The 15,112-nt window shown below is 67.3% G+C and carries 14 protein-coding genes; 9 read left to right on the top strand and 5 right to left on the bottom strand.

Annotated features, from left to right (window positions below):
* Positions 1–96: 96 nt before the first annotated feature.
* The 6 genes from ACFOYU_RS02570 to ACFOYU_RS02545 all read left to right on the top strand — a co-directional run bounded on the left by ACFOYU_RS02570 (position 97) and on the right by ACFOYU_RS02545 (position 8,119).
* Positions 97–1,335 (top strand): aspartate kinase, encoded by a 1,239-nt coding sequence (locus tag ACFOYU_RS02570; protein ID WP_226737544.1) that lies wholly within the window; start codon positions 97–99, stop codon positions 1,333–1,335.
* A gap of 85 nt (positions 1,336–1,420) precedes the next feature.
* Positions 1,421–3,688, top strand: a complete 2,268-nt coding sequence (gene ptsP / locus ACFOYU_RS02565) for a phosphoenolpyruvate--protein phosphotransferase (RefSeq protein ID WP_226737546.1) — start codon at positions 1,421–1,423, stop codon at positions 3,686–3,688.
* Positions 3,688–4,776: a peptide chain release factor 1 gene (gene prfA / locus ACFOYU_RS02560; RefSeq protein WP_226737548.1), complete on the top strand. Its 1,089-nt coding sequence runs from the start codon at positions 3,688–3,690 to the stop codon at positions 4,774–4,776. The genes ptsP and prfA overlap by 1 nt, the downstream gene beginning before the upstream one ends.
* A complete protein-coding gene (gene fosX, locus ACFOYU_RS02555) occupies positions 4,773–5,186 on the top strand; it encodes a FosX/FosE/FosI family fosfomycin resistance hydrolase (RefSeq protein WP_377032288.1) in 414 nt (137 codons plus the stop codon). The genes prfA and fosX overlap by 4 nt, the downstream gene beginning before the upstream one ends.
* A gap of 140 nt (positions 5,187–5,326) precedes the next feature.
* Positions 5,327–6,778 carry a peptide chain release factor N(5)-glutamine methyltransferase gene (prmC, locus tag ACFOYU_RS02550; RefSeq protein WP_377032287.1) on the top strand — a complete coding sequence of 484 codons (1,452 nt, stop codon included), beginning with the start codon at positions 5,327–5,329 and terminating at the stop codon, positions 6,776–6,778.
* Positions 6,779–7,153: 375 nt separating this feature from the next.
* Positions 7,154–8,119 carry a DUF4167 domain-containing protein gene (locus ACFOYU_RS02545; protein WP_377032286.1) on the top strand — a complete coding sequence of 322 codons (966 nt, stop codon included), beginning with the start codon at positions 7,154–7,156 and terminating at the stop codon, positions 8,117–8,119.
* A 61-nt stretch (positions 8,120–8,180) separates the two neighbouring features.
* Here ACFOYU_RS02545 and ACFOYU_RS02540 read toward each other — a convergent pair whose 3' ends face one another.
* Positions 8,181–8,966 (bottom strand): MOSC domain-containing protein, encoded by a 786-nt coding sequence (locus ACFOYU_RS02540; RefSeq protein WP_377032285.1) that lies wholly within the window; start codon positions 8,964–8,966, stop codon positions 8,181–8,183.
* A gap of 75 nt (positions 8,967–9,041) precedes the next feature.
* On the bottom strand, positions 9,042–9,458 hold the full coding sequence (locus ACFOYU_RS02535) for a 4-oxalocrotonate tautomerase family protein (RefSeq protein ID WP_377032284.1): 417 nt from the start codon (positions 9,456–9,458) through the stop codon (positions 9,042–9,044).
* Positions 9,459–9,554: 96 nt separating this feature from the next.
* On the opposite strand from ACFOYU_RS02535, the gene ACFOYU_RS02530 reads away from it, so the two are divergent.
* A complete protein-coding gene (locus ACFOYU_RS02530) occupies positions 9,555–10,421 on the top strand; it encodes a LysR substrate-binding domain-containing protein (RefSeq protein WP_377032283.1) in 867 nt (288 codons plus the stop codon).
* Between the two features lie 55 nt (positions 10,422–10,476).
* Here ACFOYU_RS02530 and ACFOYU_RS02525 read toward each other — a convergent pair whose 3' ends face one another.
* Positions 10,477–10,740: a hypothetical protein gene (locus ACFOYU_RS02525; RefSeq protein ID WP_226737564.1), complete on the bottom strand. Its 264-nt coding sequence runs from the start codon at positions 10,738–10,740 to the stop codon at positions 10,477–10,479.
* Positions 10,741–10,745: 5 nt separating this feature from the next.
* Positions 10,746–11,165, bottom strand: a complete 420-nt coding sequence (locus ACFOYU_RS02520; RefSeq protein ID WP_226737566.1) for a hypothetical protein — start codon at positions 11,163–11,165, stop codon at positions 10,746–10,748.
* A gap of 178 nt (positions 11,166–11,343) precedes the next feature.
* Between ACFOYU_RS02520 and clpB the strand changes: the two genes are divergently transcribed.
* Together clpB and ACFOYU_RS02510 are read left to right on the top strand one after the other, a co-directional pair.
* Complete coding sequence (gene clpB / locus ACFOYU_RS02515) at positions 11,344–13,962, top strand: ATP-dependent chaperone ClpB (RefSeq protein ID WP_226737568.1); 2,619 nt, start codon at positions 11,344–11,346, stop codon at positions 13,960–13,962.
* A gap of 322 nt (positions 13,963–14,284) precedes the next feature.
* Positions 14,285–14,572, top strand: coding sequence for a GIY-YIG nuclease family protein (locus ACFOYU_RS02510; protein WP_377032282.1), 288 nt, complete (start codon positions 14,285–14,287; stop codon positions 14,570–14,572).
* A gap of 157 nt (positions 14,573–14,729) precedes the next feature.
* Here ACFOYU_RS02510 and ACFOYU_RS02505 read toward each other — a convergent pair whose 3' ends face one another.
* Positions 14,730–15,044, bottom strand: a complete 315-nt coding sequence (locus tag ACFOYU_RS02505) for a hypothetical protein (RefSeq protein WP_377032281.1) — start codon at positions 15,042–15,044, stop codon at positions 14,730–14,732.
* Positions 15,045–15,112: the final 68 nt, after the last annotated feature.

The raw sequence follows: 15,112 nt of genomic DNA, 5'->3' as shown, positions 1-15,112 counted from the left end.
CTGCGCGTTGACAGCGCGAAGCCTCGCCGTCATGTATACGCGCCTTTTCGCGCCGCGAAGGGGCAAATTTTCCCTCTCCTCACGGCCTTTTCGCTCATGCCCCGTCTCGTCATGAAGTTCGGCGGTACATCCGTCGCCACGGTTGAACGTATCCGCAATGTGGCGCGGCACGTCAAACGCGAGGTCGAGGCCGGTTACGACGTGGCCGTGGTAGTCTCCGCCATGTCGGGCAAGACGAACGAGCTCGTCGGCTGGGTCAAGGAGGCGTCGCCCCTCTACGATTCGAAGGAATACGACGTGGTCGTCGCCTCGGGCGAGCAGGTCACCTCGGGCCTTCTGGCGATCGCCCTTCAGGAAATGGGCCTGAAGGCCCGCTCCTGGCAGGGCTGGCAGATCCCGATCATGACCTCCGACGCCCACGGCTCCGCGCGAATCGCCGCCATCGACGGCACCGGGATCCTCCAGGGCTTCACCAAGGAGCGGGAAATCGCCGTTGTGTCGGGCTTCCAGGGCCTGCACCAGCCGACCCAGCGGGTGACCACCCTGGGGCGCGGCGGCTCGGACACCAGCGCCGTGGCGCTGGCCGCCGCCATCCAGGCGGAGCGCTGCGACATCTATACGGACGTGGACGGAGTCTACACCACCGATCCGCGAATCGTGTCCAAGGCCCGGCGCCTGGACAAGGTTTCCTACGAGGAAATGCTGGAAATGGCCTCGCTCGGGGCCAAGGTGCTTCAGGTCCGCTCGGTCGAGCTCGCCATGATGCACCGGGTGCCGACCTATGTGCGCTCCAGCTTCGACGACCCCGCCGATCCGAAGCTCGGCACCCTCATCTGCGACGAGGAAGACATCATGGAACAGCAGGTTGTGACGGGCATCGCCTATTCGCGCGACGAGGCCCAAATCACGTTACGCAACGTCGCGGACAAGCCCGGCATCGCCGCCTCGATCTTCGTGCCGCTCGCCGAGGCCAACGTGAACGTGGACATGATCATCCAGGTCGTGTCGGACAACAACACCACCACGGACATCACCTTCACGGTCCCGGCCGCCGACTACGAGCGGGCCTGCGCGGTGCTCAACGAGCACAAGGACGAGATCCAGTTCCGCGACCTGCAGGGCGCCACCGACGTGGTGAAGGTTTCGGCCATCGGCGTCGGCATGAGAAGCCATGCGGGCGTGGCCGCCAGGGCCTTCAAGGCCTTGGCCGACAAGGGGATCAACATCCGCGCCATCACGACCTCGGAGATCAAGTTCTCGGTTCTGATCGACTCGGCCTACACGGAGCTTGCCGTGCGCACGCTCCACTCGCTATACGGCCTTGATCAAGCCTGATTGACGTCTCGTCGGTGAGGCTGCGACACTCAACGCTCGCCGCCGGTGCGCCCGTCGGCCAACAAGGACGGGAACTGAAAAGCTCATGCCAAGCGCTCCCGGCGGTCCGCGCCTTCTGCTGCGCCGCCTCCGCGAGATTATGGCGGAGCCGGTAGGCGCACAGGACCGTCTCGACAAGATCGTCATTCTGATCGCCGCGAACATGGTGGCGGAGGTGTGCTCCGTCTACGTGATGCGCGGCGACGGCGTGCTCGAGCTGTTCGCCACCGAAGGCCTGAACCGGGAAGCCGTCCACCTCACCACCATGCGGGCGGGCGAAGGCCTCGTGGGCCAGATCGCCGCGACCGCGGAGCCCCTGGCCCTGTCGGACGCCCAGAGCCACCCGGCCTTCTCCTACAAGCCCGAGACGGGCGAGGAGATCTACCACGCCTTCCTGGGCGTGCCGCTCCTGCGCGCCGGCAACACGCTGGGCGTCCTCGTGGTCCAGAACCGGACCTACCGGGTCTATACGGAAGAGGAGATCGAGGCGCTCCAGACCACCGCCATGGTGCTGGCCGAGATGCTGGCCTCCGGCGAGCTTCAGGCCCTGGCGCCGGTGGAGACCGGCATCGCGCTCAGGCGGCCGGTGCACCAGAAGGGCCTCGCCCTCGCCGACGGCGTCGGCCTCGGGCACGTGGTGCTGCACGAGCCGCGGGTGGTGGTGAAGAACCTCATCGCCGAGAACGTCGAGGCCGAGCTCAAGCGCCTGGAAGACGCCATCGCCGAGGTCCGCGCCACCATCGACGAGCTGATCGAGCGGGGCGACGTGGCCCATCACGGCGAGCACCGGGAGGTGCTGGAGACCTTCCGCATGTTCGCCCATGACCAGGGCTGGCTCCGGCGCATGCGCGAGGCGGTGACGTCGGGCCTGACGGCGGAAGCGGCGGTGGAGCGGGTGCAGTCGGACAACCGCGCCCGCATGATGCGCCAGACGGATCCCTATCTGCGCGAGCGCCTGCACGATCTCGACGATCTCGCCAACCGCCTGCTGCACCGGCTCGTGGGCCGCGATCTCGTGGCCGGGCACGGCCTGCTTCCGGACAACGCCATTCTCGTCGCCCGCTCCATGGGACCGGCGGCCCTTCTCGATTACGACCGCTCGCGCCTGCGCGGCCTCGTGCTCGAAGAGGGCGGGCCCACCAGCCACATCGCCATCGTGGCCCGCGCCCTCGGAATTCCCGCCGTGGGCGAGGTGGAAAACGTCACCTCCCTGGCCGAGCAGGGCGATGCCATCATCGTCGACGGCGCGGCGGGCGAGGTGCAGATCCGCCCCAACCCCGACGTCGAGGCGGCTTATGCCGAGAAGGCGCGCCTGCGGGCCAAGCGCCAGGAGCAGTATCTCAAGCTCCGGGACGTGCCGGCGGTCACCAAGGACGGGGTCGAGGTGACCCTCCAGCTCAATGCGGGCCTTCTCGTCGACCTGCCGCATCTCGCCGAGACCGGCGCGGCGGGCGTGGGCCTGTTCCGCACCGAGCTGCAGTTCATGATCGCCGAGCGGATGCCCTCGGCCAGCGAGCAGCAATCCCTCTACAGCGCCGTCTACGCGGCAGCGGGCGACCTGCCCGTGACCTTCCGGACCCTCGATATCGGCGGCGACAAGATCCTCCCCTACATGCAGGCGGTGGAGGAGGAGAACCCGGCCCTGGGCTGGCGCGCCATCCGCATCGGGCTCGACCGTCCGGGCCTGCTGCGGGCGCAGGTGCGGGCACTCCTGAAGGCGGCCAGCGGACGGCCGTTGAAGATCATGTTCCCCATGGTCGCCACCTGCAACGAGTTCGTGCGCGCCAAGGCCCTGGTGGAGCGGGAGCGGACGCACCTCGCCAATCACGGCCACCCGCTGCCGTCCGACCTGAAGCTCGGGGTGATGCTCGAAATCCCCTCCCTGCTCTTCCAGCTCAGGGAAATCTGCACCCTGGCCGATTTCGTCTCCGTCGGCTCCAACGACCTGATGCAGTTCCTCTTCGCCATCGACCGCGAGAATCGCCGCGTGGCCGACCGCTTCGATCCCCTGAGCGCCCCCATGCTGCGGGCGCTCAAGCACGTGGCCGAGGAGGCGCGGGCGGCCAATTGCCAGGCGACGATCTGCGGCGAGATCGGCGGCAGGCCCCTGGAGGCGATGGCCCTGATCGGCCTCGGCTTCCGGGCGCTGTCCATGTCCCCGGCCGCCATCGGCCCGGTGAAGGCCATGCTGCTGGAGCTTCAGGCCGGAAAGGTCGCCGAGCTGATCAGGGACGAGCTCGAACATGACGGGGGCGGCGATACGCTGCGCCCGAAGCTCCTCCGTTTTGCGGAAACCCATGGTATTCCGGTCTGATGTCGATCGCCCCTCCCTCTGAACGCCTGAACGCCATCCTCGCCCGCCATGACATCATCACGGCGACGCTCAATGCCGGCCCGGACCCGGAGACCTTCGTGGCCCTGTCCCGGGAGCTGGCCGAGCTCGACGACGTGGTGGCGGCCATCCGCGCCTATCATGCGGTGGAGGAGAACCTGAAGGGCCTCCAGGCCCTCCTCGACGACCCCAAGACCGACCCGGAGATGCGCGCCCTCGCGGAGGAGGAGCTCCCCCAGGCCCGGGAGGACCTCGAGAACGCCGCCCAAGCCCTACGCATCATCCTCCTGCCCAAGGACGAGGCCGACGAGAAGAGCGCGATCCTCGAAATCCGCGCCGGCACCGGCGGCGACGAGGCCGCCCTGTTCGCCGGCGACCTGCTGCGCATGTACACCCGCTATGCGGACCTGAAGGGCTGGAAGGTCGAGATCGTCTCGGAGAGCGAGGGCACCGCCGGCGGCTACAAGGAGGTGGTGGCCGAGGTGAAGGGGCGCGGCGTGTTCGCGCGCCTGAAGTTCGAAAGCGGCGTGCACCGGGTGCAGCGCGTGCCGGACACGGAGACCCAAGGCCGCATCCACACCTCCGCCGCCACGGTCGCCGTGCTGCCCGAGGCCGAGGACGTGGACATCGCCATCAACGACGCCGATCTGAAGGTCGAGACGATGCGGGCGCAAGGCGCCGGCGGCCAGCACGTGAACAAGACCGAATCGGCGATCCGCATCACCCATATCCCCACGGGAACCGTGGTCTTCGTGCAGGACGAGCGCTCTCAGCACAAGAACCGGGCCCGGGCGCTGTCGCTCCTGCGCGCCCGCCTCTACGACGCCGAGCGCACCGCCAAGGACGCCGCCCGCGCGGCCGACCGCAAGGCCCAGGTCGGCTCCGGCGACCGTTCCGAACGGATCCGCACCTACAACTTTCCGCAGGGGCGCGTGACCGACCACCGGATCAACCTGACCCTGTACAAGCTCGAGGAGGTCATCAGCGGAAACGCCCTCGACGAGCTGATCGACGCCCTCGTGACCGAGCATCAGGCCGCCCAGCTCGCCGCGCAGGACGAGGCTGCATGATCGAGGGCCTGAGCCACATCACCCTCGTCACCCGCGACCTGGAGCGCATGAGCGCCATCGTCGAGCAGGTCCTCGACGGCCGGGAGGTCTATTCCTCGGGGGACGACACCTTCTCCCTCTCGCGCGAAAAGTTCTTCGTCGCCGGCGGTCAGTGGATCGCGGTCATGGAAGGCGAGAGCCTTCCGACCAGGACCTACAACCACATCGCCTTCAAGGTCGCCCCGGACGCCCTGGATGAGTACCGCCGCCGGATCGAGGCCCTCGGCCTCTCCATCCGCGAATCCCGCCCCCGCGTCGCCGGAGAGGGCCGCTCGCTCTATTTCTATGACGACGACAACCACCTGTTCGAACTGCACACGGGCACCCTGGAGGAGCGGCTGGAGCGTTACCGGCGGGGCGCCGATACATAGTTCTGTTGACGACCCGCCGCGGATGTTCCCTCCCCCTTGCGGGGAGGGCTAGGGTGGGGGTCGAACGACTGGGTGAAGGATTTCGAGGCTGTGAGCTTCGGTGCAGAACCGGACAAGGCGTTCCGACTTTCCGGTCGCTCATGCGGCACTTTTCCCACGAAAGGGAACCGGCGGCTTCGCCTCCTGAACGAACACCTATGGTGAAGAGCTGGATCAGGGATCCGTCCAAACGCCCGACCGAAAGTCAAAAGCGTCACGCGCGTATCTTGCGCCGCCGCATGACGGAGCCGGAGAAAAAGCTCTGGTGGCATCTGCGTCACCGTCTGCCGCTGACTGGCGGGCACTTCCGGCGTCAGGTCCCCATCGGCCCCTACGTGGCGGATTTCTGCTGCCTCGGATCGAGACTGGTCATCGAGGTTGATGGAAATAAGCACGGATTCGAGTGCAATGCCGTTCACGACAGGCGCAGGACGGATTATCTGAACGGCCGGGGCTTTCAGGTGATCCGGTTCGCGAACCGGGACGTCATGACGGCCATCGATGACGTTCTCGATACGATTAGCGCTGCACTCGGTGCTGGAATCGTGCCCTGTGCGGGAGGGGACGAGGAGCAGGGATCGGAAAGTCGGAGCACCATGTCCAACCATTCAGGCTCAAGGCCCGATACAGGCATGTCCTCGGATCGGTCACCCAGCGGCACCACCCCCACCCCTACCCCTCCCCGCAAGGGGGAGGGGAAAGGCGGGCAGACCCGCGCGGAGGCTCTGGCGGCCCTGCGCCGGCGCCTGACGGAGGCCGGGTTTGGAACCGCCGGGCTCGATGCCCGCCTGCTGGTCCTCGCGGCCCTTGGGATCTCCGCGACCGACCTCATCGCCCGCCCCGACACGCTCCTGACGCCGGCCGAGGCGGAGCGTCTCGAAGCCTTCGCCCGCCGCCGCCTCGCCCATGAGCCGGTCGCGCGCATCGTCGGGGAGCGGGAGTTCTGGGGCCTGCCCTTCACCCTCTCGCCCGAAACCCTGGTGCCGCGGCCCGATACGGAAACCCTGATCGAGACGGTGCTGGCGCTGCTTCCCGACCGGCAGGCGCGCCTGCGGATCGTCGATTTCGGGACCGGGTCCGGCTGCATCCTGACCGCCCTGCTCCACGAGCTGCCCCATGCGGAGGGGCTCGGGATCGACCGGTCCTTCGACGCGCTCCGCACCGCCCGCCGGAACGCCCAGCGGAACGGCGTCGGGGAGAGAAGTCTGTTTGCGGCCTCCGATTGGGCGAGCGCCCTGCAGGGGCGGTTCGACCTGATCGTCTCCAATCCTCCCTATATCGCCTCTCCCGTCATTCCGGGGCTCGACGCCGAGGTGCGGGAGCATGACCCCGTGCTCGCCCTCGACGGAGGCGCGGACGGGCTCGACGCCTACCGAATCCTGCTCGGCGAGGCGAAGCGCCTGCTCGTGCCGGGCGGGCTGATGGTGCTCGAGATCGGCTACGACCAGGCCGAGGCCCTGCAGCGCCTGGCTCGGGCCCATGCCCTTGAAATTCTCCGGGTGGCGCACGATCTATCGAGTAATCCCCGGTGCGTCGCCCTCAAACGGTCATGATCGCAGGGGATAAGGATTCTTCTCCGAGAGCGAGAAAAGCTGAAATACCGCTTGTTGGACCAGGCAGAACCCGCTAGATTCGGGTTAGAGATCGTCCTCGGTCTGAAGAAAGCGGTAGCTCCCATTTCGAGGAGCATGCCGAAAGACCAAACGATATCCATCGCGCAGGCAGGGGCTTTTTGAACAGCCGGGCGTGATCACTTGAACCCGACACTGAAGGATGGCCAAGGCTCGATGAGTCATGGCCGAACGACAGACGGTTGCCACGCGAACGGTGGGCGATAAGCCCGTTCGGTGAACATTGGCTTGCATCGCGTGGGCTCGAAGAACCAGCGAGGGTCGTAGACCAGAATGAGACCAGGACAAAACAGGCGTATGCGCGGTCGTAGCCGCAACAACAACAACAACAAGGGCCCCAACCCGCTGACGCGCAGCTACGAGTCGAACGGGCCGGACGTGAAGATTCGGGGCACCGCTCAGCACATTGCCGAGAAGTACAGCCAGCTCGCCCGCGATGCGCAGGCCAGCGGCGACCCGGTGGCGGCCGAGAACTATTTCCAGCACGCGGAGCACTACTTCCGCATCATCGCCGCTGCCCAGGAGCAGCTGCGCGAGCAGTACGGCTATCAGCAGCGCCCCTTCGACGAAGACGGCGAGGACGATGGCTACGCCCAGGGAGAGCGCTCCGGCTTCGCCAACGGCGAGGACGGCGATCTCGGCTCGCAGCCCCAGCCTTTCGAGCAGCGCCAGGACGGTGACCGCCCCGCCCGCTTCGACCGCGGCGAGCGCCAGGACCGCCAGGATCGTGGCGACCGGCAGGACCGTCAGGAACGCGGCGACCGTCAGGATCGCGGCAACGGCAACCGGCGCGAGCGCTTCCAGCGCGACCGCGGCCCCCGTCAGGACTACCAGCGCGACGACCAGCCCCGCCAGGACTTCGACCGGGGCGAGCGCGACGACCAGCCCCGTCAGGAGCGCGGCGAGCGCCAGGACCGCAACGAGCGCTTCGAGCGCCCGGAGCGGAGCGACCGTCAGGATCGCGGTGAGCGCCAGGAGCGCGGCGGCCGCGGCGAGTTCCGCCGGGAGCGGCGCCGCGAGGAGGCCGAGGCCTCCGATGCGGGCAGCCTGCCGGCCTTCCTGACCAATCCGGTTCGTGCTCCCGTCGCCGTGGAGACCGAGGACAAGGCTCCGGCTCCTGCTCCGCAGGAAGCGGCCAACGACGAGGCCGAGGTGGCCCGTCCCCGCCGCCGCCGCCGTACCCGTCAGGAGATCGAGGCCGCCAACGCCCAGGCCGAGGCCGGGTTCGAGCCGGCCGAGGTGAAGACCTCCGCCGCCGAGTAAGGCGAATTTTCAGAAGCGACACGGAAAGGGAGAGCTCTGCTCTCCCTTTTTCTTTGCCCGCCTATTCCAGCGCGAGGGCAGGCTGCTCGAGCGCCAGGGTGTCGCCCGTTGCGATGGTGCCGCCGTCCAGGACCTCGGCATAGATGCCGCAATCGAAATGGCCGTAGGCCTGCATGAGGCTGCGGGGGATCTGCAGGTCGCGGATGCCCGTGGCGGGGTCCACGTTGGTGGCCGCGCAGCGCTCGATCCGCTTGGTGACCTTCAGGCGCACCCCGGAAGGCGTCGAGAGCACCTTGCCGACGAGGTCGAACTCCTCCCAGGGCCCGAGCCCCTCCACATGGACGTTGCCCCGGAACCGCAGCGGATCGACCGATGCCCCGACCACGTCCTCCAGAGCCCGCGCGCTCGCCAGGTTGATGAGCGAGACGAAGCCCTTGCGGGAATCGGTGAAGCGGAAGCCGTCCGGCGCCGCCAGCACCTTCGGGGGGCCGCGCAGCTCCCCCGGCATGAAGCGGCGGAAGAAGGCCTCGATGGAAAGCCGCCCCTCCCGGGTCGAGAGATCGCCGCGCGCCACCTCGCGTCCGCCCTCCTCGATCACGAGGGTGCTCGACTCGTCGAGATAGCGGGTCCTGAGCCGGGCGAGGCTCTCGTTCTTCATCAGCATCAGAAACTTGATCTTCGGCTGATGCTCGGGGTTCTGCGGGTCGAAGCCGGCCGGGCCGTTCTCCACGGCAAAGAGCCGGTCGCCCGGGAAATAGCCTCCCTTCGTCAGAGAGGCGGAGTCGAGCGGTTCGGGAGAGAGCCCCTTGACGGGGTAGCGCTGGAGGGAGGCGATGCGGATGTTCATGGCTCATGGATAAGGGGCTCTCCCCGAGGCAGCAAGAGGGCCGGGCGGCACCTCTTGCCACCGCCCGGCCGCCCCTTACGCGGCCAAGGGAGCCCGGAGCCGGTTCGCGATGTAGCGGTGCTCCTGAGTCAGGCCGCCGAACCCGTAGGCATCCGCGGGAACCTCGTGGACGAGCACGTAGCTCTCCTCATGCAGGTCTCCGAGCTGCCGCCCCATGAGGGCGAACACTTCGGCCAGGTAGAGCGCCTTCTCGTCCTTGGTGTTGGTGCCGTCCACCACCTTGATGTCGAGCCAGAAGCTGGCCTTGCCGTGTTCGGCGAGTGTCCGTCCGCCGACGATCCAATCCTCCGGCGGGACGTAGTCGATCGCCACCGCCGTGATGTCCGGGTTCTTCCGCAGGATGCGGGTGGTGGCATCCACCAGCCCCTCGGACAGGGCGCGGGTGAGAGACGGGGAGCGGGTCGCGGATACTTTCAGGTTCAGGATGGGCATGGATGCAATCTCCTCTTGGAGCCCCAGTGCTACACCCGCCCTTCAGTTTAGAAAATTTGATTTATCGGTATCACTCGTTGAGTTAATCTCAACGTCATGCCCTACACGCTAAATCTCGATACCGGCGTTCTCCGGTCCTTCCTGCTGATCGCGGATGGTCACAGCTTTGCCGAGGCCGCGGATCTCGTGGGGCGCTCGCCCTCGGCCGTCAGCCTCCAGATCCAGCGGCTCGAAGCCGACCTCGGCGCCCCGGTTTTCCGCCGGAACAACTGCGAGATCGCGCTGACGCTGGCCGGGGAGCGGCTGCTCGGATTCGCGCGGCGGATCGTGCTGGCCAACGACGAGGCGGCCGTCGCATTCCGTCCGGATGCGGCCGCGCGGGGACCGCTGCGGTTCGGCACCACGCAGGACTTCGCCGAGGCCGCCCTTCCGGACGTGCTCGGCCGCTTCGCGCAGGAGCACCCGGATGTGGAGCTGAGCCTGCAGGTGGACCGTTCGGCCCGGCTGGTCGACGCCGTGCAGGGCGGAACCATCGACCTGGCCATCGCGATCCGGCGCGACCACCCGCTCGACGGCGGAACGCTGACCGAGGTGCCGATGGTCTGGATCGGACGGGACGGACTGGAACTGGCGTCGGATGCTCCCGTGCCGCTGGTGATGTTCGATCCGCCCTGCTCGTTCCGCTCCGCCGCCATCGACGGCCTTGCCTCCGCCGGGAGGGCTCATCGCATGGTCTTCACCAGCCCGAGCCTCTCCGGCCTGAAAATGGCCGTGGAAGCCGGGCTCGGCATCACGGTCCGGACCCGGCATCTCCTGGCGCCGCGGCTGGACGACGTGGGCACGAGGCTGGGGCTCCCTCCCCTGCCGCCCATCGCGTTCTCGCTCTATGTCGCGGACCCGGGCCGCCCGTGGACGGCGCGCGACGACCTGGCGAAACTCTGCCGCCGGGCGTTCCAGGGCTGAAAAAGAAAAAGCCCCGCCATGGCGGGGCTTTCGAACAGGCTCGACCGACCTGGGATCAGGAGGCGTCGCCGGAGCGGGCCACCTTGGTGCGCTTCAGCTCGGGCTGGAAATAGCCTTCGCGGGCCGGGACGTGATCCTCGTTCGAGGTGTGGGGCTGCATGCCCTCATGCGCCGTCCGGTGCGGCGGGATATGCGTGCCGGTATCGGCTTCCTGCTTCATGCGCAGCGCCTTCTCGGCATTGGCACGCAGCTCCTCGCGCGCCTTCTCGGCACGGCGCCTCTTGGGGCTGAAGCGGGCGAAAAGATCGGAAAGTCCCATTGTTCTTACTCCTTTGCGCGCGAGAGCACGTCATCGTCTTCGTCGCTGCTCCGGTGGGTGGGAGGAGCATCGACATGGGCGGGATCGACAGGAATATCCCGGGAGGTTGCAATCGTTCCGGTCGAGTCGCCGATATCCCGGCTTGCCTCGACCTGCTCGGCGGTGCGGTCCATCGGATTGCGCACCCGCGCGTTCTCCGTGGAGTCGCCGAAGGTTTCGCCTTCCAGGCGCGTGCCGAAGGTCTGGTGGGTCACGGGCGGCTCGCCGAGGGCCTCGCTGCCCGAGACCCGGTTTTCGCCGAAGGTTTGGGGCGTCACGGCGGGCTCGCGCTCCACCTTGCTCTCCGGCACGGACAGGCCGAGCTCGGAGTTGCGCGCGAGGTCGGCCCTGGCTTTCTCGGCTTCCGAACGCGGATCGCGTGTCATGCTCAACCTCCCTGAGTCTCAGGGGGTCAATGCCAGGGCGGCGAGGCGGTTCCCCCTCTTGTTGCGCCGGATCGACGACACCACCTAAGCTCCAGCGGATGCTTCAAAGCGAAGGTCCGACATCGCAGGGTGTGCCCGAGCCTCCGGAGAGGGCGGGCGGACCTGAGGAGGGATGACGATGAATTTCGAGAAATACACCGAGCGCGCGCGCGGCTTCGTGCAGGCGGCTCAAAATCTGGCCATGCGGGAAGGTCACCCGCAGCTGGCTCCGGGGCATGTCCTCAAAGTTCTGCTCGACGATCCGGAAGGGCTCTGCGCCGGTCTCATCGACCGCGCCGGCGGCCGCTCCCGCGAGGCCCATGCGGCCGTCGAGCAATGGCTCGCCAAGCAGCCGAAGGTGTCCGGCGCGGCTTCGCAGCCGCAGGCGACGCGCGAGCTGATGCGCTTCTTCGACAATGCCGAGAAGACGGCCGAGAAGGCGGGCGATTCCTACGTCACCGTCGAGCGCATGCTGCTGGCCCTGGCCCTCGAGAAGGACACGGAAGCCGGCAAGATCCTCGCCCAGGCGGGCGTGACCGCTCAGGCGCTCAACACCGCCATCAATGCCCTGCGCAAGGGCCGCACCGCCGACAATGCGACGGCGGAGAACGCCTATGACGCGCTGAAGAAATATGCCCGCGACCTCACGGAAGCGGCGCGCGACGGCAAGCTCGATCCGGTCATCGGCCGCGACGAGGAGATCCGCCGCACGATCCAGGTCCTGTCGCGGCGCACCAAGAACAACCCGGTGCTCATCGGCGAGCCCGGCGTCGGCAAGACCGCCATCGTGGAAGGCCTGGCGCTGCGCATCGTCAACGGCGACGTGCCGGAATCGCTCAAGGACAAGCAGCTGCTCGCCCTCGACATGGGCGCGCTGATCGCCGGCGCGAAATATCGCGGCGAGTTCGAGGAGCGCCTGAAGGCCGTTCTCAGCGAGGTCACGTCGGCGGAAGGCGGCATCATCCTGTTCATCGACGAGATGCACACGCTGGTCGGCGCGGGCAAGGCCGACGGCGCCATGGACGCGTCGAACCTCCTGAAGCCCGCGCTGGCGCGCGGCGAGCTGCACTGCGTCGGCGCGACCACCCTCGACGAGTACCGCAAGCACGTGGAGAAGGACGCGGCGCTGGCCCGTCGCTTCCAGCCGGTCTTCGTGAGCGAGCCCACCGTGGAGGACACGGTGTCGATCCTGCGCGGCCTGAAGGAAAAGTACGAGCAGCATCACGGCGTGCGCATCACCGACTCGGCGCTGGTCGCGGCCGCGACCCTGTCGAACCGCTACATCACCGACCGGTTCCTGCCGGACAAGGCCATCGACCTCGTGGACGAGGCCTCCTCGCGCCTGCGCATGCAGGTGGATTCCAAGCCCGAGGAGCTCGACAACATCGACCGCGAGATCGTGCGCCTGAAGATCGAGCAGGAGGCTCTGAAAAAAGAGACCGACACCGCCTCCAAGGACCGCCTCGCGCGGCTGGAGAAGGAGCTGGCGGATCTGGAGGAGCAGTCGGCCGCCATCACGGCGCGCTGGAAGGCCGAGAAGGACAAGCTCGGCACCGCCGCCGAGCTGAAGAAGAAGCTCGACGAGGCGCGCAACCAGCTGGCCTCCGCGCAGCGCGCGGGCGATTGGGCCAAGGCGGGCGAGCTCTCCTACGGCATCATTCCGGGACTGGAGAAGGAGCTCGCCGACATCGAGGCGCGGGCCGACGGCGCGGGTCTGATGGAAGAGGCGGTGACGCCCGACCACGTGGCGGGTGTCGTCTCCCGCTGGACCGGCGTGCCCGTCGACAAGATGCTGGAGGGCGAGCGCGAGAAGCTGCTGCAGATGGAGCAGGAGCTCGCCAAGCGCGTGGTCGGCCAGCGCGAGGCGGTGGAGGCGGTCTCGACCGCCGTGCGCCGCGCCCGCGCCGGCCTGCAGGACCCGAACCGGCCGCTCGGCTCGTTCATGTTCCTCGGCCCCACCGGCGTCGGCAAGACCGAGCTCACCAAGGCGCTCGCGGGCTTCCTGTTCGACGACGAGACGGCGCTCATCCGCCTCGACATGTCGGAATACATGGAGAAGCACTCGGTGGCCCGGCTCATCGGCGCGCCTCCCGGCTATGTGGGCTACGAGGAGGGCGGCGCGCTCACCGAAGCCGTCCGCCGCCGGCCCTACCAAGTGGTGCTGTTCGACGAGATCGAGAAGGCGCATCCGGACGTGTTCAACGTCCTGCTGCAGGTGCTCGACGACGGGCGCCTCACGGACGGCCAGGGCCGCACCGTGGACTTCCGCAACACGCTGATCATCATGACCTCGAACCTGGGCGCCGAATATCTGGTGAACCAGACCGAGGGTCACGACACCGACGAGGTGCGCGACGAGGTGATGGGCGTGGTGCGCTCCCACTTCCGGCCCGAGTTCCTCAACCGCGTGGACGAGATCATCCTGTTCCACCGGCTGAAGCGGTCGGAGATGGGCGCCATCGTGGACATCCAGATGCGGCGCCTGCAGAAGCTCCTCGACGAGCGCAAGATCACCCTGACGCTCGATCCGGAAGCGCGCGACTGGCTCGCCGACAAGGGCTACGACCCGGCCTACGGCGCGCGTCCCTTGAAGCGCGTGATCCAGAAGAACGTGCAGGACCCGCTGGCCGAGCTGATCCTCTCCGGCGAGGTCAAGGACGGCGAGACCGTGCCGGTCCATGCCGGCCCCATGGGCCTGATGATCGGCGACGTCGCGGTGGGCACCGAGCGCCCGCCGGAAGGCGTGCGGTTGAACTGAGGCCGGCGTAGGTCTGTGAGATGAAAAGAGCCCCGCGGGAGACCGCGGGGTTTTTGTTGCACTCCCCTGTCATCCCCGTCCGGAAGCGGCGGAGAGGGTATCCTCCACTGTCATTCCGGGGCCGCAAAGCGGAGCCCGGAACCCATAGCCGTCGACGGTGCAGGATGAGCCAGAAGGCTGATAGCTCTTCTTCTGAGATCTTGACGTTTACGGATTCCGGGCTCGGCCTTCGGGCCGCCCCGGAATGACGGCAGGCGGATGTTGACGCTCGAACATGTATGAAACATCGTATCGTCTTCCGAGCTCCTACCGAACAGTCCCGATGCCCTACTCCGTGTACCTGTTGGCCAGCCGCCGCCATGGCACGCTCTATCTCGGGGTCACCAACAATCTGGCGCGCCGTGTGAGCGAACATAAAGCCAAGAGAATTCCCGGTTTTACCGCTACCTACGACGTCACACGTCTCGTCTGGTACGAAACCTACGAGCGCATCGACGAGGCCATCGCGCGGGAGAAGAGCCTGAAGAAATGGCGGCGCGACTGGAAGATTCGATTGATCGAGGAGATGAACCCGGATTGGTCGGATCTTTACGCGTCGCTGAATTTGTGAGGCTCCCCGTCATTCCGGGGCCGCGCAGCGGAGCGCGGAACCTATAGCCGCCAACATGTCAGGAAGAAGCGGGGAGCGCTCCGCCTCATTCCGCATCGTCAGCGGATATGGGTTCCGGGCTCTCGCTACGCTCGCCCCGGAATGACGGGGGATGCGCTCAGTCGAACTCCGCCACGCCCCCCACCAGCTCACGCGGTGCATTGCGCCAATCGAGCGGCCTCGGCTCGTCTCCGTGGCGGATGACGTGCCACTGGCCGTCGGCGTCCTGCACCACGCCGTAGACGAGGAGGCTCTTCGCCTCCGGGCGCGGAGGCCGCATCGCGAGGGCGATGTCGCGTAAGGTCCGCATCGTCAGCCACGTGACGCCGAGCAAAGTCACCGGCACGACGACGAGCCACAGCGCCTGGATAACGTCCGACGAGGTGTGGAACTTGTTGAGCAGGTCGGCCCACACGGAATAGGGCTGGTCCATGGCAAAAACTTCCCTCCGCGGTTCAAGCAGTTGGTGAGCACAATAACATAATACATATTATAGTTGAT

The sequence above is a fragment of the Microvirga sp. GCM10011540 genome, assembly GCF_042650665.1.
In the GTDB taxonomy this organism is placed as follows: Bacteria; Pseudomonadota; Alphaproteobacteria; order Rhizobiales; family Beijerinckiaceae; genus Microvirga; species Microvirga lenta.
The sequence above is the reverse complement of the archived record's forward strand: the minus strand, read 5'-3'. Positions and strand labels throughout refer to the sequence as shown.

Bases quoted from the DNA above. Each gene is read 5' to 3' on its own strand.
- ACFOYU_RS02570 (WP_226737544.1), top strand. From the start codon at position 97: ATGCCCCGTCTCGTCATGAAGTTCGGCGGTACATCCGTCGCCACGGTT.
- ptsP (WP_226737546.1), top strand. From the start codon at position 1,421: ATGCCAAGCGCTCCCGGCGGTCCGCGCCTTCTGCTGCGCCGCCTCCGC.
- prfA (WP_226737548.1), top strand. From the start codon at position 3,688: ATGTCGATCGCCCCTCCCTCTGAACGCCTGAACGCCATCCTCGCCCGC.
- fosX (WP_377032288.1), top strand. From the start codon at position 4,773: ATGATCGAGGGCCTGAGCCACATCACCCTCGTCACCCGCGACCTGGAG.
- prmC (WP_377032287.1), top strand. From the start codon at position 5,327: ATGCGGCACTTTTCCCACGAAAGGGAACCGGCGGCTTCGCCTCCTGAA.
- ACFOYU_RS02545 (WP_377032286.1), top strand. From the start codon at position 7,154: ATGCGCGGTCGTAGCCGCAACAACAACAACAACAAGGGCCCCAACCCG.
- ACFOYU_RS02540 (WP_377032285.1), bottom strand. From the start codon at position 8,966: ATGAACATCCGCATCGCCTCCCTCCAGCGCTACCCCGTCAAGGGGCTC.
- ACFOYU_RS02535 (WP_377032284.1), bottom strand. From the start codon at position 9,458: ATGCCCATCCTGAACCTGAAAGTATCCGCGACCCGCTCCCCGTCTCTC.
- ACFOYU_RS02530 (WP_377032283.1), top strand. From the start codon at position 9,555: ATGCCCTACACGCTAAATCTCGATACCGGCGTTCTCCGGTCCTTCCTG.
- ACFOYU_RS02525 (WP_226737564.1), bottom strand. From the start codon at position 10,740: ATGGGACTTTCCGATCTTTTCGCCCGCTTCAGCCCCAAGAGGCGCCGT.
- ACFOYU_RS02520 (WP_226737566.1), bottom strand. From the start codon at position 11,165: ATGACACGCGATCCGCGTTCGGAAGCCGAGAAAGCCAGGGCCGACCTC.
- clpB (WP_226737568.1), top strand. From the start codon at position 11,344: ATGAATTTCGAGAAATACACCGAGCGCGCGCGCGGCTTCGTGCAGGCG.
- ACFOYU_RS02510 (WP_377032282.1), top strand. From the start codon at position 14,285: ATGCCCTACTCCGTGTACCTGTTGGCCAGCCGCCGCCATGGCACGCTC.
- ACFOYU_RS02505 (WP_377032281.1), bottom strand. From the start codon at position 15,044: ATGGACCAGCCCTATTCCGTGTGGGCCGACCTGCTCAACAAGTTCCAC.